The sequence below is a fragment of the Nostoc sp. DSM 114167 genome (assembly GCF_052692655.1).
Window position 1 is genome coordinate 8,048,432 of record NZ_CP195116.1, and the last position, 24,123, is coordinate 8,072,554.

Genomic DNA, 24,123 nt, shown 5'->3' on the forward strand with positions numbered 1-24,123 from the left:
GTAAATCTCAGGAATAGCAAGGTTTTTACCTCCAGCATGGTTGTTGAGTTTCGACTACGCTCAACTGCCGCGTAGTCGAAACACTGCCTCCTGTCTCACTTCGGCTCCGCTCAGTGACCACCTGCCTCCTGCTATAGCTTTCAGAAAATTAGCGACATCAAGAAGTATGTGAGGTTCTGGATATTCTCAGAAAATATTTTCTGATCTGTGATTTTCATTATGAATCATCTCTTAAAGGTGATTTAGGAATGACTCATCAGCGGTAACTTTATCTGGAAAGTCGAGCCTTTACCCTCATTGCTGATCGCATGAATGTTACCGCCGTGAGCCTGGACAATTTGTTGAGCGATCGCTAATCCCAACCCAAATCCGCCGCTTTCTCTGGCACGTTCTGTATCAACTCGGTAAAAGCGATCGAAAATGTAAGGTAAATCTGCCTCTGGAATTCCAATTCCAGTATCAATAACCTGAATTACTGCCCGATCTGAGTGAGGTTCTAAGCGTAACCAGACAGTTCCACCAGACGGAGTATAATTACAGGCGTTGTTGAGCAAGTTTTCCACAGCTAGCCGTAGCAAATCGGGGTCAGCCCACAACTCAATGGATTGTTCTGGTAAATGGCCGATCAACTCGATCGATGCTTTTGCAGCAACAGTATGGTAATAAATAGCTAAATTCTCTAGCAAGCTATTAAGATTAACCTTTTTGAGAGATTCGGGAGTTAATTTTCCCTGATGCCGAGCCAACAGCAGTAGGTTGTTGACCAAGGTACTCATCGACTTAGCGCTATCGATGATGTTCTCCACAGAGGGATGGATTTGAGGATGGTCTGCTGCCATTAGTAACCCAACTTGGGCATTGGTCAAAATCGCAGACAAGGGCGATCGCAATTCATGAGAAGCATCTGATGTAAAGCGTTGCAGTTGATTATAAGCTTGCTGAACGGGTTGCATAGCTATGCCGCCAAGTACCCAACCTGTAAGTCCAATTAACCCCAGTGCTACAGGCACAGCAAGGGTTAACATTAACTGAAATTCTCTGAGATCGTTTTGAGTTTCTGTCAGCGGGATAGCAACTTGCAGATAACCGATGACCGAATTTCCGCCTTGAACAGGTAACGTAACTTGACGCAGCCAAACTGTCTCACCTGTAAATTGGTCAACAGATTTAATCGTGAGAAACTCAGATGCTATTCCCAACTTTTCTGGAGGTGGAGTACCAAAAAACCGTTTGAGTTTGCCATTTGGGTCATACCAGCGAACATAGACCAATTCAATATCAGCAGGGTGAGAACCACTACCCAATAGCGGTATATTGCTCAGATCGACTTGTTTTTTTCCTCGATCCAGCCGATACTGCGAACTGGCTGCCATTAGCTCTGCTCTTTTATAAAGCAGTTGATCTAATGCTTTTAGCTTGTCTTTTACCTCAAGATCGTAAATGACTCCAGCAAAGAGAATGAGAATGCATCCCATTGAAAGGGTAAACCAACGAGCTAAGTTACGACGACTGCGGTTAAACACAACTTATGCTAATTCGTAATTCGTAATACTTCTCTACGAGAGGCTGCACTTCGACTACGCTCAGTGACCACGCCAACGGCTACGCTCAGTACAAGTTCGTAGTTTGTAATTACAAGACTTTTCAAGTAATTGAACTACACTACTCCCTACTCTGCGTCTGAGTTATTATCAAGTTTCAAGATGGTTCTGGAGGGTTGAGGCGATAGCCCATACCGTAAACAGTTTCAATCCAATCGGCTGCTGCTAATGTTTGCAAACGTTGGCGAAGTTTACGAACTAAAACGGTGATTGCATTGCTTTCTGGCTCACTACCCCACTCCCATACGGCTTGCTCAATTTGGTGGCGAGTCAAAACTTGCTTAGGATGACGCATGAAGTACTCTAGCAACTGAAATTCTTGGCTGGAAAGGGATACAGTCGTCTCTTGACGCTCCAAAATTAGTGTATCAAGATGAAGTTCGAGGTCTGCCAAGCTGAGAGTGTCTCCTTGCCAGAGGGGCGATCGCCTCCTCAATGCCCGCACCCGTGCCATGAACTCCACGATATCAATCGGTTTGACGAGGTAATCATCTGCTCCGGCATCTAATCCTATGACTTTATCGGGTGTGGTATCTTTTGCTGTAATCATTAATACGGGAGCAGTTTTTCCCGCCGCCCGATATTGTTGACACAAACTCACTCCACTAATTCGAGGTAACATCCAATCTAAAATCAGCAGATCGTATTCTTTTTCAGCTAAAAGCCATTGAGCGGTTTCACCATCCTTAATACCATCAACGCTGTGTCCAGCCTGAGAGAGAACCATGTGTAGCGGCATTAATTGCTTTGGATCATCCTCTACCAGTAAGATTTTCATCACTTTTATACACTTGTGCTTGTTTAGAATAATCCATTGAAGCAATCTCAACGTCTTTCATCAGTCAGATTTCAGAGAATTGTCTACCCCATTAAGATATAGATGAAGTGTGAGCTAGCAAAATCAAAAGCAGGTGTATTGGTGTGGCGTATTAGTAAACGTTGGCTGCAAGGGCTGGGATTAGAGTTTTGGTTGCCTCTACCACTAGTAGCGGTTGTGTTTTGGCTTGGCTGTAATTTCCTCGCTGCTCAAGAGTTAAGCCGGCCCTATTCCACAGAAAATAAACTTCAGTCAGATACTCAACTCGAAGCACAGATATCAGTCAATGTGTTACTCATTAACGCCGCCGTTGACCGAACTAAGAGAATTACCCAGGTTGAAGTGGAAACAGCAGATCCCATCTTGAAGCGATTGGAATTAGAACTTCAAACAATAGAATTCAACCAAATAGAAGCGACAATTGCCCAAGAATTAGGTCTACCCCGTCAGGATATTAGAAAATTAGTGCGCTATGAAATTGCACAATAACATCGATCCGATTTCAGGCTAGTACCGCAAGGCAAAAGTCAAATCGTTGTAGGATTTATCTGCGGTAACAGACACTCTAGTAGTGATAAGATGTCGGGCACGGGCTGATCGGTAGTTTTTGAGTTGTCTGGGAAGACAATTACTCTACTACAGTAGACCTCTCTACTTCATCCTTTTATTTTGGCTAAGGTATTGTAAACAAGCAAGTTAATTATGAACAGAGATGAGTTGCTATTTGAGTTTCAAAATATTAGAGATCAGATAGAGACACTGTATAAATACATTAAAGAGACACCAATGCAGCAGCAACAGGTGATTGCAGAGTTAGAAGCTCTTGACATTTCTCTCAGCAATCTAGAGCTACTCAAAGAAGAAATGCAGGCTAGTTTAGAAGCAATGGAAATCATTGAGGAACAACTGCTACAACAAAATGAAAAGATAATAACAGAACGCAAGCTTTATCATAATTTGTTTAAATTTGCACCTAATGCTTATTTGCTAATAGATAGCCAAGGAAAAATTCAAGAAATCAACTATGCTGCTGCTGCATTATTAAATATGTTGCCCAGTTTCTTAGTTGGCAAATCATTAACTAATTTCGTTTCTAGGGAAGAGCGTCCATTCTTTCGTACCAAACTCAACCAATCGTTGAATGTAAAGTCTGTGCAAGAATGGGAAGTATCTATCTGTCCGCGGAACGCTCAAGCTTTTGATGCTTTACTTTTAGTCAAGCCTATCCGAGAAGCTTTTGGGACACAGAGTTTACTACAGATATGCTTGCATGATATTACCAAGTACAAGCATATACAGCGATCGCAATTTGCAGCAAGTCAGCAACCTATTTTTAGCGAACCTGTGGAAACGCCCCATCAGCTTAATGGCTTACACGTACTGTTTATAGATGATGAAGCTGATGCCCGCGAGTTAATTGCAGCAGTGCTAAAGCAATATGGGGTGATGGTGACAGCAGTTGCATCTGTAACTGAGGCGCTTTTGGAATTAGAGCGATCGCGTCCTGATGTCATAATTAGCGATATCAGAATGCCTGATGAGGATGGCTATGCTTTGATTCGCAAAATTAAAGCACTAGAAATAGAGAAGGGATGGCAAATTCCCACTGCTGCCTTGACTGCTTATCTTGCAGAAGACCGAGCAAAAGCAATAAAAGCAGGTTTTCAATCGCACTTGCATAAACTTGCTCAACCAAGGGAGTTAATAGCAATGGTGGCACAGCTTGCTGGACGAGCGTGAACCAGGGCAGGGGGCAGGGGGCAGGGGGGCAAGGAAAGAAAGAATTTTGGTTTTTCTGTAAAACCTGAATCATCATATATCAATTCGGTAACATTCTAAAATTCTCTTAGCTGAAGAATTGAGAACTTTAGTAGATTATCTGAGTAATTATGGACAGCTTAATCGAAAATAAGAAAGCCGCTCTCGCTTTGGATGTATTTGCAGGCGATAGCGAAAATTGTCAGAACTTTGCAAGCAACTTCCGAAGAATGTGACACCGTTTTAGGCGATCGCGATCGCTTGCAGCAAATTATCAGAGAATTACTTGCCAATGCGATTAAATTTACATTCAAGGAAGGAATAGTAGAAGTTCGGCTTGATATTGATACTATTGATTCTCTAGCTACGATTCAAATCAAAGATACAGGTGTGGGAATTAGTGCCGAGTTTCTGCCTGACGTTTTCGATCGCTTTACGCAAGCAGAGGTTCCTAGCAGACATTCGCCAGGAGGACTGGGATTGGGGCTAGCGATCGCACGTCAACTCGTAGAGCTACACGGCGGTACAATTGAGGCAGCCAGTGAAGGGGAAGGACGAGGTGCAACGTTTACCATCAAATTGCCATTAATTTAACAGTTGAGATGGCAAAAGACATTTTTCACGATACTGTGAAGCTGGCACTGCAAAAAGACGGCTGGACAATTACCCACGATCCCTATCGCCTGCGCTATGGGATTGCTGATATCTACATTGACCTCGCCGCAGAAGAAGCGATCGCTGCCCAAAAAGCAGGACGTAAAATTGCAGTAGAAGTCAAAAGCTTTGTGTCAAGTTCAGCAATCTCCGAATTTCATACTGCCCTTGGACAATTTCTAAACTATCGCATTGCCTTAGAAGTTTCAGAAGAACCAGACCGCATTCTTTATTTGGCAGTTCCAAGCGATGTTCATCAAACCTTTTTGCGTTTTGAGCCAGCCAAAACGGTCATAGACCGCTATGAAGTTCGCTTGATTATTTACAATTCCAATCAAGAGGTGATTGAACAATGGATCGAGTAAACCAATATCGCCAAATCGTGCGTGATTTCTTAGAGAATTTTGCTGCTGACGATCCAGAAGCCCAGTTGATTTTTGATACTGAGCGCAATCGCTATCTGGTCATGCATAATGGTTGGCGCGGCGAATACCGCATCTACGGTTGTGCAATGCAGCTAGACCTGATTGAAGGTAAAGTTTGGATTCAGCACAACAGTACTGAAATTTTTATCGATCGAGAACTGATTGGACGCGGCGTTGCACCCCAAGATATTGTTTTAGGATTTCGATCGCCCAGCGTGAGAGAACGTCTTGCTGCTGCTTTATACACAGATGGCAGTCAGCAAGCCTTAAAATAATGAATTACAATCAGCCTATTTCTGTGCGATCGCACCCAATTAACTAGTAAAAGCGATGCAACGACCTCAAACAGAAACAGTCACCCTAGAGGATATTGTCATCACCCAAGAGTTGTCCCGGCGAAACCCTCGTCCGGCAAACTTAGCTTCGGAAAATCAAGCATTGCATACGTTGGCGCGGCAGTTGGTAAATCAGCCGGAGACGATGCTCCAGAGTCTAGTTGACATGGCACTAGAATTGTGCAATGCCCAAAGTACAGGGGTCAGTTTACTTGAAGTATTGCCAAGTGGTGAAGAAGTCTTTCGCTGGAATGTGTTGGCAGGAGCGTTAAAACAGTACGTAGGCGGCACTATCCCTCGCAACTTTAGCCCCTGTGGAACTTGCCTCGATCGCGGTACACCTGTGCTTTATTCTTATCCGGAACGCTATTTCACGTACTTTCAGGAAGCTAAAACCCCTTTCGTTGAAGGGTTGGTGTTGCCTCTGATTGCTGACAACAAAGCACTCGGCACAATCTGGATTATATCGCACGATGAACAGCGACACTTTGACAGTGAAGACGTGCGGGTGATGATGAGTTTAGCAAACTTTACTGCGGCTACCCTGCTTTTGAATCAACGACAAACAAAGGAACTGCTAGCTGCCAACGCTGCCTTAGAAGCTGAAATTGTGCAGCGCAAACAGGCACAAGAACGAGCGCGCGCTTTGATTGAGAATCTGCCGGGTGGAGCTGCCTTTGTCGTCGATCGCGAGTTGCGCTACTTGCTGGCTGAAGGCGAAGCGTTGTCTGCTGCTGGATTCAAAAGCGAAGATTTTGTCGGAAAAACGATTTTCGAGGTACTGCCGCTCGAATTAGCAGCAACTTACGAGGTGTTTTACCGTCGGGGGCTAGCTGGTGAGTCGTTTGAACACGAATATGACGCACACAATCGCTCATTCATCTCGCGCGGAACGCCGTTGCGTTCTGTTGACGGTGAAGTTTATGCAGTGCTTGCCGTTTCCTATGATATTACTGAGCGCAAGCTTGCCGAGGAGTTGTTACGCAAGAGCGAGGAGCGGCAGTTCTTCCTGCTGAAACTCAGCGATGCGCTGCGATCGCTTGCCGATCCAGTTGACATTCAGCAAACAGTAACCCGAACCGCCATGAATTACTTTGGAGCGGACAGGTGCTACTACTGCGAAATCGAGGATGGCAATGCCATCATTCGACGCGATACCGTCCGTGGAGATTTGCCGACCGTTGTCGGTGTGTATCCGCTCTCGAACTTTGCCATCTTGCAAGCTGTGGTGGATAGAGGTCGTCCTTTTATTGTTCGGGATGTGCATACGACCGATACGGTGGACGAAGATGTTAGGCAGCTTTGCATACAGTTGCAGGTGATTTCCTATGTCAATGTGCCCGTGATTAAAAACGGCAAGTCGGTAGGCATCTTTTGTCTGGTTCAAAGCACGCCCAGAGACTGGACAGATATGGAAGTAGAACTGGCAACAGAAACCGCCGATCGCACCTGGGCAGCCGTCGAACGCGCCCGCGCCGAAATCGGGTTGCGCCAATCAGAAGAAAAATATCGGCTGCTGTTCAATTCGATCGCTGAAGGTTACGCCCTCTGCGAACTGCTGTATGACGACGATGAAAGAGCGATCGACTGGAAAATTTTGCAGGTCAACCCAGCGTTCGAGTCCCTGACTGGACTGCGCGATGTCGCAGGTAAAAACGCCACTCAACTGAATCAACCGTTGAATCAGAACTGGCTGCAAACCTTTGGTACGGTAGCTCAAACAGGCGAATCAACCCGGTTTGAACACTACATCGACAGTGTAGATTACTGGTTCGAGATTTTGGTGTCGCGCATCAACGAAGATAAACACCACATTGTCGTCGTATTCAACAACATTACCGATCGCAAACAGGCAGAAGCCGATCGAATTCGCCTGATTCAGGAACAAGCTGCCCGTCAACAAGAACGCCAACGCGCCGAGGCTCTGGCAGACCTCGATCGTGCCAAAACAGCTTTCTTCAGCAATGTGAGCCATGAATTCCGCACGCCTATAACGCTGTTGCTGGCTCCTTTGCAAGATGCTTTAAGCGATCGCACTCATCCCCTGCCTCAAGAACAAAGCCTCCGTTTAGAACTTGCCCAGCGAAACGCCGTGAGGCTGCTGAAACTAGTTAATACCCTGCTCGACTTCTCTCGCATCGAAGCCGGACGCATGGAAGCAGTTTATGAACCGACCGACTTGGCAACGTTCACCACTGAGTTAGCCTCAGTGTTTCGTTCCGCCATTGAAAGGGCTTCTTTGCGGCTAGTGGTCGATTGCCCACCTTTAGCCGAGCCTGTATACGTAGACCGCCAAATGTGGGAGAAAATTGTGCTTAACTTGCTCTCCAACGCCTTTAAGTTTACCCTAGAAGGCGAAATCGCCGTCAGACTGCATCTTGCTGATGGCGATCGTGTAACGCTAAAGGTAGAAGATACAGGCACCGGGATTGAGCCGGAAGAACTGCCTCATCTGTTTGAGAGATTTTATCAAGTGCGAAGTACAAAAGCCAGAACTCATGAAGGGTCTGGTATTGGTCTAGCTTTGGTGCAGGAATTGATCGAGATGCATGGCGGAACTATAGATGTGAGCAGCACTGTAGGACAAGGAAGTTGCTTTACCGTCACAATTCCATTAGGGACAGCACACCTGCCAAGCGTTAGCGTTAGCGAAGCGGTAGCGACGTTAGGAGCGTCAGCGGGGCGCAATAGCGCACGTCGCCTACGATTTGACGTAGGCGAATCTCCTTCGGAGACGCTTCGCGATCGTATCATAGCAACACGCACCCTGACATCAACTGCATTAGGTGCAGCCCCTTATGTTCAAGAGGCAGAGCGCTGGTTGTTGCAAGATAGCGATACAACAGAAGTAGGGGAAGCAGCTGCAAAAACCATTTCGGCGAACCCAGAAACCATTTCGGCGAACCCAGAAATCATTTCGGCGAACCCAGAAACCATTTCGGCGAACCCAGAAACCATTTCGGCGAACTCAGAAACCATTTCGGCGAACCCAGAAACCATTTCGGCGAACCCAGAAACCATTTCGGCGAACTCAGAAACCATTTCGGCGAACTCAGAAATCATTTCGGCGAACTCAGAAATCATTTCGGCGAACTCAGAAATCATTTCGGCGAACCCAGAAACTAAAACTTCTTCCCCACCTCCCTCAACCTATGTCCTGATTGTCGATGACAACGCCGATATGCGCGATTACCTCAAGCGGATATTAAGCGATCGCGATGTTGAAGTTGAAGCCGTTGCGGATGGGGCAGCTGCACTGGCAATTGTTACCGAACGAGTACCTTCTTTGGTTCTTTCTGATGTGATGATGCCACAGGTGGACGGCTTTGAGTTATTGAAAGCATTGCGTGCCGACGCCCGGACAAAAGAAGTACCCATCATCCTGCTGTCTGCCCGTGCAAGAGAAGAGTCTGTAATTGAAGGGCTTCAAGCTGGGGCTGACGATTACTTAATTAAACCCTTCTCGGCCACCGAACTTGTCACCCGTGTTTTAGCTCATCTCCAAATGGCACAGTTGCGATCGCTTGCACTCCACCAAGAGAAAACAATTAACCGGATGAAGGATAAGTTTTTAGCAGAAGTTTCTCACGAACTCAATACCCCCCTAGTCGCTATTCTTGGTTGGACTCGCTTACTCCGTAGCAGCCAGCCAAGTCTTGCCATGTTAACGAAATCCCTGGAAGCGATAGAACGCAATGCTACTCTCCAAACTAAACTCGTTCAAGATTTGCTCGATATCTCGCGTATCACTGCGGGTAAAATTAACCTCAATCCAGAGCCAGTTGAACTGCAAGAAGTGATTGAAATGGCGATCGCTACAGTGCATCAATCTTACCAAACCAAAGATATTCACTTAAAGTGCACGCTTGCTCCTTTACCAGTAACAGTTCAAGGCGATCCACACCGTTTACAACAAATTGTCTTAAATTTACTGACTAATGCTGTCAAATTTACTCCTACTGGGGGAAAAATTGAAATTAGTCTGCAAACTCATGAAAATCAAGCCCAGATTATATTAAGTGACACTGGCTGCGGCATAGATTCTGAGTTTCTACCACACATTTTTGACGCATTTCGTCAAGCAAAAGGCACAAAAAAAGGACTAGGGTTAGGACTGGCGATCGCACGTAACCTCGTAGAACTCCACGGTGGTACTATCTACGCCCAAAGTGCAGCAGTCGGGCAGGGTGCAACTTTTATTGTCAACTTACCGTTGAGTGGTAATAGCATTTAAGCCTTAAGGCAGTTTTTTAGTACTTCAAGTTTGTTGTATAATAAATGATTCCTTTCTAGCTTCAGAAGAAATACTAATTATTTAAAATTTAAAAATATTAATCAAATAATACCAAGTTGTGATAGATAGTATTATTTGCTTGAAAGCTAGTCCAGCAGCGCTTAGATACTAAACAATACTAACTTTGGCAACTTGGTATTATTTATATTTAACATTAATAATACATTATTTTGACAGATTTCACTGAGTACGGCTAACGATGCCTTTTTACATTAACTTCAGTGCTTCAGTAATTATTTAGCAACACAAAAAAATAATAACATGAATAAATCAATTTGCCAGCAAGAGTTAGAGACTTTATTAGATTACCTTCAGCAAAATTATGCTTATAATCTTCCAGATTATAACCAGCTGAATTTAATAGCTCAGTTACAAGACCGGATGCAGCAATTAAAAATTGAGAAATATAGTAAATACTTACAATACTTACAAGATCAACCAGAAGAACTTAATGTTTTAATTAACACCATTTTAAAGAATTCCACCGAATTGTTTTCTAAGCGCGATTCTTGGGATTATTTAGCTAACAAAATTATTCCCCAAATTATTAAGAGCAAGCATCCAGACGAAAGAATTCGAGTTTGGGTTGCTGGCTGTGCTTTTGGACAAGAAGCTTATGCAGTGAGTATGTTGCTAGCAAAAGCTCTGGGTATGGAGCAATATTTGGAACGAGTGCAAATTTTTGCCACGGATATAGAAGAAGACGCGCTCAAACAGGGGCGACAAGGTAGTTATAGTGACTCGGAGCTAGCAGACATTCCCTGTAAATTTTTGTCTGAGTACTGTAAGCAAATTGGGTCGATTCATGTTTTTTGCTCCGAACTGCGTAGGTCAATCATTTTTGGTCGCCATGACTTAGTTAAGAATGCGCCCATATCTAAAATTGACCTGCTTGTGTGCCGCAACATCCTAAAGTACTTCGACGCAAAAACTTACGCAACTATTCTACTTCGCTTTCATTTTGCCTTGAACAATAATGGTTTTCTTTTTTTAGAAAAAACAAAAAACTTGACTAACGACAAACAAATCTTCATCCCCGTTAGTATGAAGCATTCGATTTTTACTAAAGCAGAGAATCTCAGTTTGCAAAAATACTTGCAGATTCGACCTGAGTCTGCCAAAAAGAAAGTACCCGACTCTCCAGTTTTTGAAATTATCCACTTCTGGCAAGCTGCTTTCCAAAACAGCCTATTTGCCTTACTTGCAGTCGACGCTCGTGCTTGCCTAATTCTGGCTAACGAGCAAGCTTATACCTTATTTGGTCTCAAAAATGACGATCTAGGTGTGCAAATGCAAGATTTAGAAATAGGACAAATTGTAAATTTTAGAGAATTGATGAAGCGGTTAAATCGCGATCGCTATTTGATAAGTGAAAAGAACATAGAGTGGACAACTAGCCACAGCACTCGTTATTTCGATATCCACATTACACCAATAATAAAACCGAGTGGTAGCCTAATTGGAGCAAATCTCACTTTTATGGCAACACCTTCGCCAAATTGCAAGGATTTAACGCCTGTAAAAATCAGATAAATACGTTCTCCAGAAATAAGCTTGGCAAAATGGGTTGATAATCAGCCCTATCTTCATACTTTTATTTTGGCGAAGGTATAGCAAAGTGCTGATACCAATTCTAATACCCCCCTTAATCCCCCCGATATATTGGCTACCGTGTATACACAAGTCAAATTACCCCCCTTAATCCCTCCTTATAAAGGGGGGAAATAATAAATCTTGTTCCCTCCCCAATACATACGGGGAGGGTTAGGGTGGGGTAAAACCACGTTCAAACCCAAATTTCCAACTATTTCAGACGTGTGTATACCCCGTAGCTTCACCTGACTTTTCACGGTATCTGAAAAACCTCTCTTCTATTTCTCTCTCCTTCCCAACACGGGAAGGGGGTTAGTTTTTCGTGGACTTTTCTACATAACGTGAAAAGTCAGGTAGCTTCACAAGGTGAGGGTTGGGGAGGGGTAATTCAAGGATTTTTGCAAGAGGTGCTAATTACTTCATTCATCTGTGTTGTCTTTTAGCTTAAGTGATAAATGTGATTCAAAAATGAAAATTAAGTAAGATAAACAATTTATTCACTTTTCATTCACATTTATCAGTAATCCTGAAATAGAAGCAGCAGTTCGGCAACCTAATATGACTCAAAATCAAGCTAAAAACTCTAACTTTATACTATTTAGATATTAATAATTTTTCATTTTTCACTTAATTATTTATATAGGAGAAATTGTGATGAATTTACATTCAGTTAAATATGCAATAGGCATCATTTCTACCCGTCAAGCGGCAACACAGGTGCTTAATGAACTCAGAGCAATTGACTTTCCTATGCAACAAATTTCTGTGTTTCCTTTAGACTCTAAACACGAAAAGTTGTATGGGGATGCTAATGCGGATAAACATATCATAACTCCGAGCCAAGGTGCCAAAGCAGGCGCAATTACAGGAGGAACAGCCGGGGGCTTTCTGGCACTAACAGTTGGACTTGGCGTATTAGTTATTCCCGGTTTTGGGCCAGTATTAGCGGTTGAATCTGTGCTGGGTACATTGCTGGCAGGTGGAGCAAGTGCAATTTTGGGCAGTGTATATGGTGCATATCAAGGTTGGTTTGCTCCCGAAAGGCAAGCTACGCTCTGTAAGCCAACCACCTTCCAAGAAGAACTTTTGGTGAAGGTAGAGGGAACAGCAGATGAAATTTTGCAAGCAGAATTGATTCTTAGTTACTGGGGTGTGCGAGAGTGGCATGTTTACGAACCTAGCAAAAGATTCTCGTAATCACACCAATTTCAAAAATCAAAGGTACAGATTCAAAAAGAAATTTTTACTTAAATCTGATGAGTATTAATTACGAATTAGTTTGGAGATACAGATGACAGCAAATACGATCGCTACAAATACTTTGACTCAGACAACAGAAGATTTACTCAACTATGAATGGCATACTCTGGGCGAACAAAAGGTTGTGCAAACGTTAGCCAGCCATCCGGAAGCGGGTTTGAGCCATGAAGAAGCTACTACCCGATACCAGCAGATGGGTGCAAATCAATTGAGTAGTAAAGGAGGAAAAAGTCCTTGGCTGCGATTTCTAGAGCAATTTAATCAACCACTACTATATATTTTGCTGACGGCGGGAGTAGTAACGCTGCTGCTGCAAGATTGGCTAGATGCAGGAGTAATTTTTGGTGTCACCCTGATAAACGTTATCATTGGCTACATTCAAGAATCGAAAGCAGAAGGTGCGATCGCTGCTTTATCCAAAGCTGTCACTACCGAAGCAACTGTGATTCGCAATGGTCAAAAAACTCGTTTGGCTTCGACTGAACTTGTTCTAGGTGATTTGGTACTGTTGGCATCTGGGGATAAAGTACCCGCCGATCTGCGGCTATTAAGTGTGCGTGGCTTGCAAGTTGACGAGTCTGCCTTAACAGGCGAATCCGTTCCGGTGGAGAAAGTAACTCAATTGTTGGATGTCGAGACACCGTTAGCCGAACGCAGCAATATGGTGTATGCCGGAAGTTTCGTCACCTTTGGACAGGCAGAAGGGATTGTAGTAGCGATCGCAGATGCCACTGAAACCGGTCGCATCTCCCAGTTAATTGAAAGCAGCACAAATCTGAAAACACCGTTAACACGTAATATTGACAAGTTTAGCAAAAGCTTGTTGTATGTGATTTTAGGTTTGGCTGCTCTGACATTTGCAGTCGGATTAGGACAAGGCGAATCTTGGATTGATGTTTTTAAAGCGAGTGTGGCTTTGGTAGTCAGCGCGATTCCCGAAGGATTACCTGCGATCGTTACCGTCACGTTGGCGATCGGAGTTTCCCGGATGGCACGACGTAAGGCGATTATTCGCAAGCTACCTGCTGTGGAAACCTTGGGAAGTACCACCGTTATCTGCTCTGACAAAACTGGGACGTTAACTGAGAATCAGATGACGGTTCAAAAGATTTATGCAGGTGGACAACATTACACCGTTAGCGGTATTGGTTATGCGCCAGACGGTGAAATCCTAATCGATGGACAGCCTGTTGATTTCAATGCAGATGGACATATTGCTCTTTGGGAATCCTTAGAAGCAGGATTGCTCTGCAATGATTCTCACATCGAATGGGGAGATGGACAGTGGGATTTAGTAGGAACCCCAACTGAGGGAGCATTGATTACGGCTGCCAATAAAGTGGGAATGACGCAAGCCAATCTAGAGCAAGAATTACCCAGAATAGACACCATTCCCTTTGAGTCTCAATTCCAATACATGGCGACTTTGCATGAATTGGATGTAAAACGCCGGCTGAATGTGATTTATCTCAAAGGTTCTGTAGAGGCAATTCTCCAACGATGCGATCGCCTGCTCGATGCTCAAGGACAACTCGCTCGTCTCAATCCTGCCACAGTGGAAGAAGAAGTTGCTGGTATGGCAAACCAAGGGTTACGAGTGCTAGCTTTTGCCAGCAAAGAAGTTGCCACTAAGCGATCCTTGGATCGCAACGATCTCGATCGAGGACTGGTGTTTCTGGGACTTCAAGGCATTATCGATCCGCCGCGCGAAGAAGCGATCGCCGCAGTCAAAGCCTGTCAATCGGCTGGAATTCAGGTGAAAATGATTACAGGGGATCATGCACTAACAGCAGCTGCGATCGCCCGTCAAATGGGAATTTGCTCGACTGAAGCACAAGTTTTCACCGGACAGCAATTAACTCAGATGGATGAAAAAGAATTCACCCAAGCGGCTGAGGAAGGTATGGTATTTGCGCGAGTTGCGCCACAACAAAAATTGCATCTGGTAAAAGCATTGCAGTCTCAGGGTGAAATTATTGCCATGACTGGAGATGGTGTCAACGATGCTCCCGCGCTCAAACAGGCAGATATTGGTGTAGCGATGGGCATAGCTGGGGCAGAGGTTGCCAAAGAATCGGCGGATATGCTGCTAACTGACGATAACTTCGCCTCAATCGAAGCTGCTGTGGAAGAGGGACGTAGTGTTTACCGCAACTTACGAAAAGCGATCGCCTTCTTGCTGCCGATCAACGTTGGCGAATCCATGACGATTTTGATTGCTATTCTTCTAGCAACCGTGCTTCCCATCTTACCAATCCAAATTCTCTGGTTGAACATGGTCAGTTCAATAGCATTAATTGCTCCCCTCGCCTTTGAGCCAAAATCTGGACAGGTGATGCAACAACCACCGCGCAACCCCAGAGAAAGACTTTTATCGGGTGGATTGCTCCAGCGGATCGTCGCGATTTCCGTCTTCAATTGGGTAGTAATTTTTGGGATGTTTCAATGGATACTTCAAACTACAGGCAATGAAGCCTTAGCTCGCACGATGGCGATTAATGGATTGGTGGCGGCAGAAGTCTTTTACTTGTTAAGCATTACCCAGTTTTTACCATCTCTAGTCGTGAGATTCCAAGGTAAACGCACACCTGTAGCCTATGCACCTGCGATCGGAATTGTGGCTGTGGTGATTTTACAATGTCTGTTTAGTCAGTGGAGCATGATGAATCAAGTGTTTAACACTACACCTTTAACATTGATCCAAGCTCTCATTTGTATGGGTGTAGGTTTGCCAGTAGTGTTCATCGCTCTGATCTTGCAGCGTTTCGATCCGCTCAACTAGGGTTTGAACTCAGAATTTGGTTTGAGGAAAAGGTTACTGGGGTTGGGTTAAAGGTTTTTTCTTTCCCTTTTCCCCCGCCGCTTACCTCCAGCTACGGTGTACACACAAGTCCTAAAAACCTTGACTTTCCTCGTTCCTCGTTCCCAGTTTCCGACTGGGAATGCATTCATTGAGTCTCTGACTCAATATCTGACTGGAGGCAGAGCCTCTAAATCAGGCATTCCCATGCAGAGCATGGGAACGAGAGCAACGAGAAACTGGAGATTTTGGCGATATTTAGTCATCTTCAGATGACTTGAGCTATGAGGCGGGAATTTCAATTCCCGACGCACAAGGATGGACAAGGGGTTTGGCGTTAAGTTGACACTAATGAGCAATGCTGTGCCTTTACCACAGATGTGGTTCAAATACATGAAAACTGCTGCAAGTTATCGAACCACCTTCTCTACGAGAGGCTTTCGCCAACGCGTAGCGTCTCGCAGAGAAGACGCCAAGAGTTCGTAGAGTTTGCGTAAGTCCTAAAATTAAAAACTCCATCAGTACATTTTGCTAGGTATGATATTTGATCTGAAAGCATTTACCTAGTAATAACCAGCTATGACTCAGAACTACCGCATTACTCTACTCCCCGGCGATGGCATTGGCCCTGAAATTATGGCAGTGGCGGTAGATGTGCTGAAAGTCGTAGGGAAGCAATTCGATCTGAAGTTTGAATTCCAAGAAGTTCTCATCGGTGGTGCAGCAATTGATGCCACCGGGGAACCCCTACCATCTGCCACTCTAGAGGCTTGCCGTAACAGTGATGCTGTGTTACTTGCAGCGATTGGTGGTTATAAGTGGGATTCTCTGCCATCCAATTTACGTCCAGAAACAGGTTTGTTAGGGTTACGTGCCGGTTTGGAATTATTTGCCAATTTGCGCCCAGCGAAAATTTTGCCCCAGCTAATCGACGCTTCAACTTTGAAACGCGAAATTGTCGAAGGCGTGGATATTATGGTGGTGCGCGAACTCACTGGTGGGATTTACTTTGGTAAACCCAAAGGTATTTTTGCTACAGAAAACGGTGAGAAACGTGGTGTAAATACGATGGTTTACACCGAATCAGAAATTGAACGCATTGGGCGAGTGGCCTTTGAAACAGCCCGAAAACGCGGTGGAAAACTTTGTTCAGTAGATAAAGCGAACGTATTAGAAGTATCTCAGTTGTGGCGCGATCGCATCACCCAACTTTCTACCGAATATCCAGATATCGAACTCTCTCATTTATATGTAGATAATGCTGCTATGCAGTTGGTACGCGCTCCCAAGCAGTTTGACACCATTGTTACAGGCAACTTGTTTGGCGATATTCTCTCTGATGCTGCTGCCATGCTCACAGGTAGTATTGGGATGTTACCTTCAGCTAGTTTGGGCGCTTCTGGCCCTGGTGTATATGAACCAGTTCATGGTTCCGCCCCAGATATTGCTGGACAGGATAAGGCAAATCCTCTAGCACAAGTTTTGAGTGTGGCGATGATGTTACGTTACGGTTTAGACCAACCAGAAGCGGCAGATCGGATCGAACAAGGTGTACTGCAAGTTTTAGAGCAAGGCGATCGCACAGGCGATATAATTTCTCCAGGAAAAAATCTCCTTGGTTGCCGCGCTATGGGAGACTCACTCATCAAAGCGATCGAAGAAAAATAATTTTATATAGCAACTTGGGCAATTTGGCAACCTTTGCTATAAGTTTCGGGTAGACTAAAGGGAAATCTAGCAATCAAATAACAGTCGATAGTGTACGCATTACGACAAGGTCAAGTAAATTTTACCGCCCCAAAGAACCAATCGCCTTTGATTGATCCCTCTGTAATTAGAGCTGCTGGGCAGATATACTATACTCACTGTGAAGTCCATCCCGAAATAGCTGGGCAACCTTCCGGTGTAGCAATTAATCGTGTGACTCATCGAGGCAAGGTTATTTTTACTAACCAACCAGTTCTTTTACCTCAAGAGTGTTTTGTGCCCTTAAGTCAAATTGAATCCCATATGTATTAGTCATTGGTCATTGGTCATTGGTCATTGGTCATTGGTCATTGGTCATTGGTCATTGGTCATTGGTCACTTGTACTGAGCTTGTCCTGAGCGTAGCCGTAAAGCCTGCGGCATAGCTTCTCTTCGAGACGTTTCTCTTCGAGAGGCTTCGCCAACGCGAACGCTTAAGGCGCAGCCTCTCCAAGAGTTGGGCGTAGTCGTTGGCGTGGTCACTGAGCGTTGGTCATTGAATTTCGACTACGCTCAATTACCGCGTAGCCGAAATGAGTCGAAGTGCACCCTCTCCAAGAGATGTATTGGTCATTGGTAACTAGTTATTGACAAATGACAAATGACAAAGGACAAATGACAAATGACAAAAGACAAATGACAAAGGACAAATGACTGTATGGACATTTTGTTCGCCATCCCGGCGAGTGTAATGGTCTTTGCTTTGGGTGCATCTATTGGTAGTTTTTTGAATGTTATTGTTTATCGCCTACCTGCTGGGTTGTCAATTCTTTGGCCGCCTTCTCGTTGTCCTAAATGCTTAAACCAGCTAAAAGCTTACGACAACGTACCAGTGTTCGGCTGGATTTCCTTAAAAGGGCGGTGTCGATATTGCAAAAGCAAAATTTCTGTCCGTTATCCTGTGGTAGAAGGGGTAACGGGCATAATTTTTTTACTAATTTTTTTGGTATTTCAAGTTTCGACTTTAACAATAGGCTATTGGGCTTTTTGCAGTTGGTTATTGGCGCTATCACTCATCGACTTAGATACAATGACCCTACCCAATCCACTGATTAAGTCGGGTTTAGTGGTGGGAATTTTGTTTCAAATGATAGTTGGTTTTCTACCAGAGGGTAGTTTTGTGGCATTGGTAAATCACCTTATGATCGCTATAGTTGGTGCAGTATTAGGCTTATGGCTGTTTGAAGCGATCGCCCTATTGAGTTCAATTGCCTTTGGTAAAAGAGCAATGGGTACAGGCGATCCCAAGTTAGCATCCATGATGGGAGCCTGGTTAGGCTGGAAATATTTGCTCTTGGCTAGTTTTATTGCCTGTGCGCTAGGAGCATTTATTGGCATCGGTATTTTGATTATGCAGCGATCGCGACAAAAATTAGGACAAAAGATCCCTTTTGGGCCTTTTCTGGCTTTAGGATCTGTGATTACCCTGTTTAGCGGCGAAGCCATTTTGTCTAGCTACCTGCGGTTATTTTTTCCAGCCTCTTGAATTGAAGTAGGGAGCAGGGGAGCAGGGAAGATGAGGGGGACAAGGGGGACGAGGGGGACAAGGGGGACAAGGGGGACAAGAGGGAATTATTGAACAAATCTCTCCCTTGTCTTCCCCCTCTTCCTTGTCTCCCTTGTCTCTTCTCCATGCCCAACACCCAATGCCCTATACCCATACCTAATGCTCTTTCATAAGAAATATTTATAATTCGTGACTGTAACCAACATTACCCCATCTGCCTTTCACATTTTGATAATATTCAGCTTGTGACTTGTATTACCCTCTTAACGACGATTAACCGTTGGCAAGTACAACTAGTGCAACAGATGCTGATTGTTCAAAACCCAGCAATACAAATAATTGATTAGGGTGGGAGGGGGAGAGCATCTTATTTGGAGGTTGGTATTCTCATGGTTTTGTCACTACGTCCATATAATTAAGTCTGCTGAAAAAAAGAGCAAGAGACTTGTATTGGTATAAGTATTTTCGTTAAGCTGGCAACCAAAGACGAAAATTAAGGTCTGAATTGCTTAAAAACGTAGTTTAACGATGTATTCATAAGTCATTAGTAAATACAAATGACTTATGACTTAGCACAACCAATACGGTTTGACATGTTTTCGACCTCATACCCACTTAAAATAAAATAAAAAATGGCTAACAACGAAGAATCACGTGGTTTAAAGTCTCTATTTGATTGGTTTGCAAATCGAAGGAAGTCAGGGCCTACCAGCCTCGAACGCCAAGAACGTGAAATTGCTGATGGTTTGTGGCATAAATGCTCTAAATGTGGCGTGTTGGCATATACAAAAGACTTGAAAGCCAATCAGATGGTTTGTGTCGAATGTGGTCATCACAATCGGGTAGACAGTGATGAGCGCATCCGTCAATTGATAGATAATAATACCTGGAAACCTCTGGATGAGCATTTGCGTCCAACTGACCCGCTAGAATTTCGCGATCGCAAACCCTACAGCGATCGCTTGCGGGAAACACAAGATAAAATTGGCTTAATAGACGCAGTTAAAACTGGTTTAGGTCAAATCAATGGTTTGCCCATTGCCCTTGGAGTTATGGACTTCCGCTTCATGGGTGGTAGTATGGGTTCGGTTGTGGGAGAAAGACTCACCCGGATGATTGAGCAAGCCACTCAACGACGCTATCCTGTAGTTATCGTCTGCACCTCCGGTGGCGCGAGAATGCAAGAAGGTATGCTCTCTTTGATGCAAATGGCAAAAATCTCCGCAGCTTTACAGCGCCATAAAGATGCCCGATTATTATATATTCCTGTTTTGACCAATCCGACAACGGGCGGCGTTACCGCTAGTTTTGCAATGTTGGGCGATATAATTTTGGCAGAACCCAAGGCAACCATTGGTTTTGCTGGTCGGCGAGTGATTGAGCAAACCCTGCGGGAAAAACTACCCGAAGATTTCCAGACTGCTGAAGATTTGCTCCAGCATGGTTTTGTTGATGATATCGTCCCCCGTACCCAATTAAAGAACACCCTAGCCCAGCTGATTGCTCTACATCAGCCCGTATTAACAACACCTCACATGGTGTTGTGGGAAACAATGTCCTTGACTTCTACCGCCGCAGAATAGTCAAAAGTTATGAGTTATGAGTTATGAGTTAAAAATTTACAACTCCTAACTCCTAACTTCTAACTCCTAACTTCTAACTCCTAACTTCTGCTTGGCTCTTGAACAAACATGAGTGGAACAAGGGCTACTAGTCGAAATATGCCTGAGAGGGCAAATAAGCCTAGTAAACCTCCAGACTGAGTAAATTGCACGAGAAAGCTGCCTATAGTTGTGCCCAAAGCACCACTTGCTCCAGCAACGGCAGCTGCGATCGCAAAATAGATAGACTGATTTTTAGTTGGTGCAATGCTCAATTGGATATTGTTGCTGCACAAGTCAATCGCCGCCCAAGTACCTCCAATCAAGATGTGTAGTAGTGGCAACCACAACCAGATATCAAGGCGATTTACACCAATCCCCAGCCACAAGAGTGGTGTAACTCCAACCAAAATCCCAATACAGATGAGGATGGGACGATTACCTATCTTGTCTGCTAATTTTCCCCACAGAATAAGCATCAGCAAAGTTGCCCCCGCCTGAAGGCTATTGTAGATAGTCACATAGCTGACATCTAAATCCAGCGTGTCGAGCATATAGAGGTTAAAAAAAGGACTGCTGAGGTTAACAGCAAGCGTCCAGAAGCTGAAATACAGCAGAAATACCAAAAAGTTAGAGTTTTTCCAGATGCTGTTAGCTGACTGTTCTTGTGGCAAATGAATTGATTGAAGTATTTCAGAAGATTCATCTTTTGCAACCTCGGATTGAATCTCACTGGTTTGTGAGGACTTGCCATAATAAGTGTTTTGCGATCGCGGATTCATATCCACCTGGAAATACTGACACCCCAATCCCACAATCCCAAACACAATACTTAGCAGTAGAACTACACCATAACCTTGGAGAGTTCCCCCATACCAATGCGATACAACTAAACCGGCCATTGGTACGCAAATCAAATTAGTGAGACTAGCAGCACTATTGCGTGTCCCAAAATACCTGCCTCGTAATCGTCGGGGAACTATCATTGCCACCCAACTGAGCCACGATGCTGTTCCTAATCCTCCTAAAAGACTACTGAATAGAACAATCAAGAGTGTCAATATGACTAACTGGTGAGCATCAATTACTCCCAAGCTGGCGCTGACAATACCAATTACTAAAATCAGCCATAGCAGCCGACCAATTCCGTGTGTCCGAAGCGAATATTGAAAGCGGCTGGTGCTGCGTTCCGACAAGTAAGCACCCAACGGCTGAATAAGATTGACCAACATGGGAATAGAAGACAGCATCCCAAATACCACTGGACTAGCACCCAATTCCACCAATAAATTGCTGAGTAAAATCCCGCCAGTTCCCAGAGAATAAACCGATGCTAAGACAGAATCCGCAGTAGAAGCTTTTAAACTAGTGCGAATAGTATCCTTGGAAATTCGAGAGTTTGAAGAGATTGCTGTTGGTGGTGAGGCAGTCTGGGTAAATTCCAGGATCAGTGGCGCAGTTGTTTCAATCTGAACAGAATCCGTAAACATAGATTATGGGTGAAGTATCCTCTGATAAATCAGGTTGCACAAGAACTCAGTATGCTTCAATTAGCATCGCTGATAATTTTTCGTTATTTTAGCTTGCAATTTTTAACCAAAATTTCAAATAATTAAACATATCACTCCTTAATAACACAAGGTATGAGCAAGGAAAGAGACGTATTATTTGTCTGTGAACAATAAAGGATTATTTAACTTTTTGGCATTAGCGATGGCGATCGCGATCGCTATTATTGCTTGTCAAAGCCTACAATTGCCAAGCAAGCCGTTAGCATCTACCGCAGTCACCATCAAACTCAGTGGTTGGGGAGGCAATGTTGTTGAGCAAAAACTTTTGCAACAGGTACTGCTAGACTTTGAGGCACAGCATCCAAATATTAAGGTCAAATATGAGGCGATTTCTGACCAATACATGGATGTAATCAAAACTCGTTTGGTTGGCGAAGCAGCGCCAGATGTCTTTTATCTGGAGTCGGTAGAAGCTCCTTTTTTGATGAGTCAAAATGTTCTGGAACCGCTAGAAGCTTACATTACCCCTGAATTTGACTTAGCGGACTTTGAGAATAGCTTACTTAAAAGCTTCAAATACCAGAACCATATTTATGGTCTTCCTAAAGACTATTCCACCCTTGCCCTGTTTTATAATAAAAAAGCCTTTGCCGCCGCAGGCTTGAGTAATCCGCCAGCTAATTGGGATGAACTACGCACCTACTCTAAGCAATTGACAGGTAAACTTAATAAATACGGCTTTGGAGAAATCCCAGAATTAGCGCGTCAGGCTTATAAAATTAAAGCCTTTGGTGGGCAAGCTGTCGATCGAAATAGTTATGCTACTTTTGCCAGCGAGGCAAGTTTACAGGGTTTAGAGTTAGTAGTAGATCAGTATCAAAAAGACCACTCCTCTGCTCAAAAATCTGATGTTGGCACAAACACAGGTAGTGAAATGTTTGGTCAAGGTAAAGTGGCAATGGTGATTGAAGGTAACTGGGCAATTCCCTATCTAATCGAAACCTTTCCCCAAGTAGAGTTTGCTACCGCACCAGTACCTACTATTAATGATAAAAAAGGCACAATGATGCTGACTGTTGCCTACGTGATGAACAAGCAAGCACACCACAAAGCCGAAGCTTGGGAATTGATTTCCTATCTCACGGGTAAAGAGGGGATGCAAAAGTGGACAGGAACAGGGTTTGCTTTGCCAACACGTAAATCAGTGGCAAAGAATTTGGGCTATGACCAAGACCCATTGCGAGCGCCATTAGTAGCGGGGGTTAAATATGCTACACTCTGGCAGGTAGGTCAGTATCCAGGTGCGATCGTGAATAACTTTGATAACCAGTTTGTCAGCGCCTTGTTGGGACAACAATCATTAAAGCAAGCAATGCTAAAGGCAGAAAATGAAGCTAACCAGCAAATTAAGACGATGGAGTAAGCGATCTTTCTTACCTCTACCAAATCACTTCTGAGTAGAAATTTGCTATCTCTCGATCGGCTGTAATTATTGCAGCTTGATTACTTCTGGCTAGTGCGACGACAACTCGATCTACTGGATCTCGATGATCCCATTCTAAATTGACACTTTCCATCCAAATATTTTCATCAATGGGTACAATCTGAACGGTACTAGACTTTTTCAGCCTTACTACGTATTCGTTAAGATTGACTCCTAAATCTAGTTTTTTATTTTTAATTTTTATCGCAATTTCCCATATAGCTATGGAAGGGACAAGACCATTTTTATCCTTTTCCATCTGGTTGCACGCTTCTTTAGCTTGTTCAGAAAGTTTGGCTGGATCTAAACTCCACCAGATTAGGGCACAAGTGTCAAGGACTATCTTCACAATTGTGTCCATTCGTCAGTGGTTGGTGTAGTTAAATCCTCAAAGTACTTCACTTTACCGCGTATTTCCCCAAATAACTCTTCTGTTGAAGGTGCTTGTGCGTATTTGGAAATTTTCACGACTGGCTTACCGCGATCGGTAACTACAATTTCTTCTCCTTCTGACTCTACAAGTCGTAAGAACTCAAGAAGTTGAGATTTGAGTTTACTTTTGGAAATTGATTTCATAATAACCGTAGTCATGACTATAGTCATATTTTAATAGGACATAGCATGAACTATTGCTTAAAACGCTGTATTTATTCAGTAAACCAGCACCAACGACGCTTGGAAGCATCCCAGGCATAATAAGCGGATTTGAACTGCTTCATAGCGGCTAAATACTGAGAT

Annotated in this window: 20 protein-coding genes; 14 read left to right on the top strand and 6 right to left on the bottom strand. The window is 44.0% G+C overall.

Annotated elements, in window-relative coordinates:
- Positions 1–242 precede the first annotated feature (242 nt).
- On the bottom strand, positions 243–1,523 hold the full coding sequence (locus tag NSTC731_RS33860; RefSeq protein WP_445628784.1) for a sensor histidine kinase: 1,281 nt from the start codon (positions 1,521–1,523) through the stop codon (positions 243–245).
- 175 nt (positions 1,524–1,698) lie between these two features.
- The gene (rppA, locus tag NSTC731_RS33865; protein WP_445632236.1) at positions 1,699–2,379 is read right to left on the bottom strand and encodes a two-component system response regulator RppA; all 681 of its coding nucleotides are present in this window, start codon (positions 2,377–2,379) and stop codon (positions 1,699–1,701) included.
- 102 nt (positions 2,380–2,481) lie between these two features.
- Here rppA and NSTC731_RS33870 point away from each other — a divergent pair, with 102 nt between their 5' ends.
- The 9 genes from NSTC731_RS33870 to NSTC731_RS33910 all read left to right on the top strand — a co-directional run bounded on the left by NSTC731_RS33870 (position 2,482) and on the right by NSTC731_RS33910 (position 15,519).
- A complete protein-coding gene (locus NSTC731_RS33870; protein ID WP_445628785.1) occupies positions 2,482–2,907 on the top strand; it encodes a hypothetical protein in 426 nt (141 codons plus the stop codon).
- A 213-nt stretch (positions 2,908–3,120) separates the two neighbouring features.
- On the top strand, positions 3,121–4,158 hold the full coding sequence (locus NSTC731_RS33875; RefSeq protein ID WP_445628786.1) for a response regulator: 1,038 nt from the start codon (positions 3,121–3,123) through the stop codon (positions 4,156–4,158).
- 198 nt (positions 4,159–4,356) lie between these two features.
- Positions 4,357–4,770 (top strand): sensor histidine kinase, encoded by a 414-nt coding sequence (locus NSTC731_RS33880; RefSeq protein WP_445628787.1) that lies wholly within the window; start codon positions 4,357–4,359, stop codon positions 4,768–4,770.
- Between the two features lie 8 nt (positions 4,771–4,778).
- Positions 4,779–5,195 carry a XisH family protein gene (locus NSTC731_RS33885; RefSeq protein ID WP_445628788.1) on the top strand — a complete coding sequence of 139 codons (417 nt, stop codon included), beginning with the start codon at positions 4,779–4,781 and terminating at the stop codon, positions 5,193–5,195.
- Entirely contained in the window at positions 5,183–5,530 is a 348-nt protein-coding gene (locus NSTC731_RS33890; RefSeq protein WP_445628789.1) for a XisI protein, read from the top strand. The genes NSTC731_RS33885 and NSTC731_RS33890 overlap by 13 nt, the downstream gene beginning before the upstream one ends.
- A gap of 55 nt (positions 5,531–5,585) precedes the next feature.
- Complete coding sequence (locus tag NSTC731_RS33895; protein ID WP_445628790.1) at positions 5,586–9,824, top strand: ATP-binding protein; 4,239 nt, start codon at positions 5,586–5,588, stop codon at positions 9,822–9,824.
- 321 nt (positions 9,825–10,145) lie between these two features.
- Positions 10,146–11,417 carry a CheR family methyltransferase gene (locus NSTC731_RS33900; protein ID WP_445628791.1) on the top strand — a complete coding sequence of 424 codons (1,272 nt, stop codon included), beginning with the start codon at positions 10,146–10,148 and terminating at the stop codon, positions 11,415–11,417.
- Between the two features lie 714 nt (positions 11,418–12,131).
- Positions 12,132–12,674, top strand: coding sequence for a hypothetical protein (locus tag NSTC731_RS33905; protein ID WP_445628792.1), 543 nt, complete (start codon positions 12,132–12,134; stop codon positions 12,672–12,674).
- A gap of 94 nt (positions 12,675–12,768) precedes the next feature.
- On the top strand, positions 12,769–15,519 hold the full coding sequence (locus NSTC731_RS33910) for a cation-translocating P-type ATPase (RefSeq protein WP_445628793.1): 2,751 nt from the start codon (positions 12,769–12,771) through the stop codon (positions 15,517–15,519).
- Between the two features lie 182 nt (positions 15,520–15,701).
- Here NSTC731_RS33910 and NSTC731_RS33915 read toward each other — a convergent pair whose 3' ends face one another.
- Positions 15,702–15,932, bottom strand: coding sequence for a hypothetical protein (locus tag NSTC731_RS33915; RefSeq protein WP_445628794.1), 231 nt, complete (start codon positions 15,930–15,932; stop codon positions 15,702–15,704).
- Between the two features lie 184 nt (positions 15,933–16,116).
- On the opposite strand from NSTC731_RS33915, the gene leuB reads away from it, so the two are divergent.
- The 4 genes from leuB to accD all read left to right on the top strand — a co-directional run bounded on the left by leuB (position 16,117) and on the right by accD (position 20,373).
- Positions 16,117–17,205 carry a 3-isopropylmalate dehydrogenase gene (gene leuB, locus NSTC731_RS33920; RefSeq protein ID WP_445628795.1) on the top strand — a complete coding sequence of 363 codons (1,089 nt, stop codon included), beginning with the start codon at positions 16,117–16,119 and terminating at the stop codon, positions 17,203–17,205.
- A gap of 90 nt (positions 17,206–17,295) precedes the next feature.
- Positions 17,296–17,556: a hypothetical protein gene (locus NSTC731_RS33925; protein ID WP_094347451.1), complete on the top strand. Its 261-nt coding sequence runs from the start codon at positions 17,296–17,298 to the stop codon at positions 17,554–17,556.
- 385 nt (positions 17,557–17,941) lie between these two features.
- Complete coding sequence (locus NSTC731_RS33930; RefSeq protein WP_445628796.1) at positions 17,942–18,769, top strand: prepilin peptidase; 828 nt, start codon at positions 17,942–17,944, stop codon at positions 18,767–18,769.
- Between the two features lie 653 nt (positions 18,770–19,422).
- Positions 19,423–20,373, top strand: coding sequence for an acetyl-CoA carboxylase, carboxyltransferase subunit beta (gene accD / locus NSTC731_RS33935; RefSeq protein WP_445628797.1), 951 nt, complete (start codon positions 19,423–19,425; stop codon positions 20,371–20,373).
- Positions 20,374–20,453: 80 nt separating this feature from the next.
- On the opposite strand, the gene NSTC731_RS33940 is transcribed toward accD, so the two are convergent.
- Entirely contained in the window at positions 20,454–21,881 is a 1,428-nt protein-coding gene (locus NSTC731_RS33940) for an MFS transporter (RefSeq protein ID WP_445628798.1), read from the bottom strand.
- 223 nt (positions 21,882–22,104) lie between these two features.
- On the opposite strand from NSTC731_RS33940, the gene NSTC731_RS33945 reads away from it, so the two are divergent.
- Positions 22,105–23,325 carry an ABC transporter substrate-binding protein gene (locus tag NSTC731_RS33945; protein ID WP_445632237.1) on the top strand — a complete coding sequence of 407 codons (1,221 nt, stop codon included), beginning with the start codon at positions 22,105–22,107 and terminating at the stop codon, positions 23,323–23,325.
- A gap of 16 nt (positions 23,326–23,341) precedes the next feature.
- On the opposite strand, the gene NSTC731_RS33950 is transcribed toward NSTC731_RS33945, so the two are convergent.
- Both NSTC731_RS33950 and NSTC731_RS33955 read right to left on the bottom strand, forming a co-directional pair.
- Positions 23,342–23,734: a type II toxin-antitoxin system VapC family toxin gene (locus NSTC731_RS33950; protein WP_445628799.1), complete on the bottom strand. Its 393-nt coding sequence runs from the start codon at positions 23,732–23,734 to the stop codon at positions 23,342–23,344.
- Positions 23,731–23,976 carry a type II toxin-antitoxin system Phd/YefM family antitoxin gene (locus NSTC731_RS33955; protein ID WP_445628800.1) on the bottom strand — a complete coding sequence of 82 codons (246 nt, stop codon included), beginning with the start codon at positions 23,974–23,976 and terminating at the stop codon, positions 23,731–23,733. The genes NSTC731_RS33950 and NSTC731_RS33955 overlap by 4 nt, the downstream gene beginning before the upstream one ends.
- Positions 23,977–24,123: the final 147 nt, after the last annotated feature.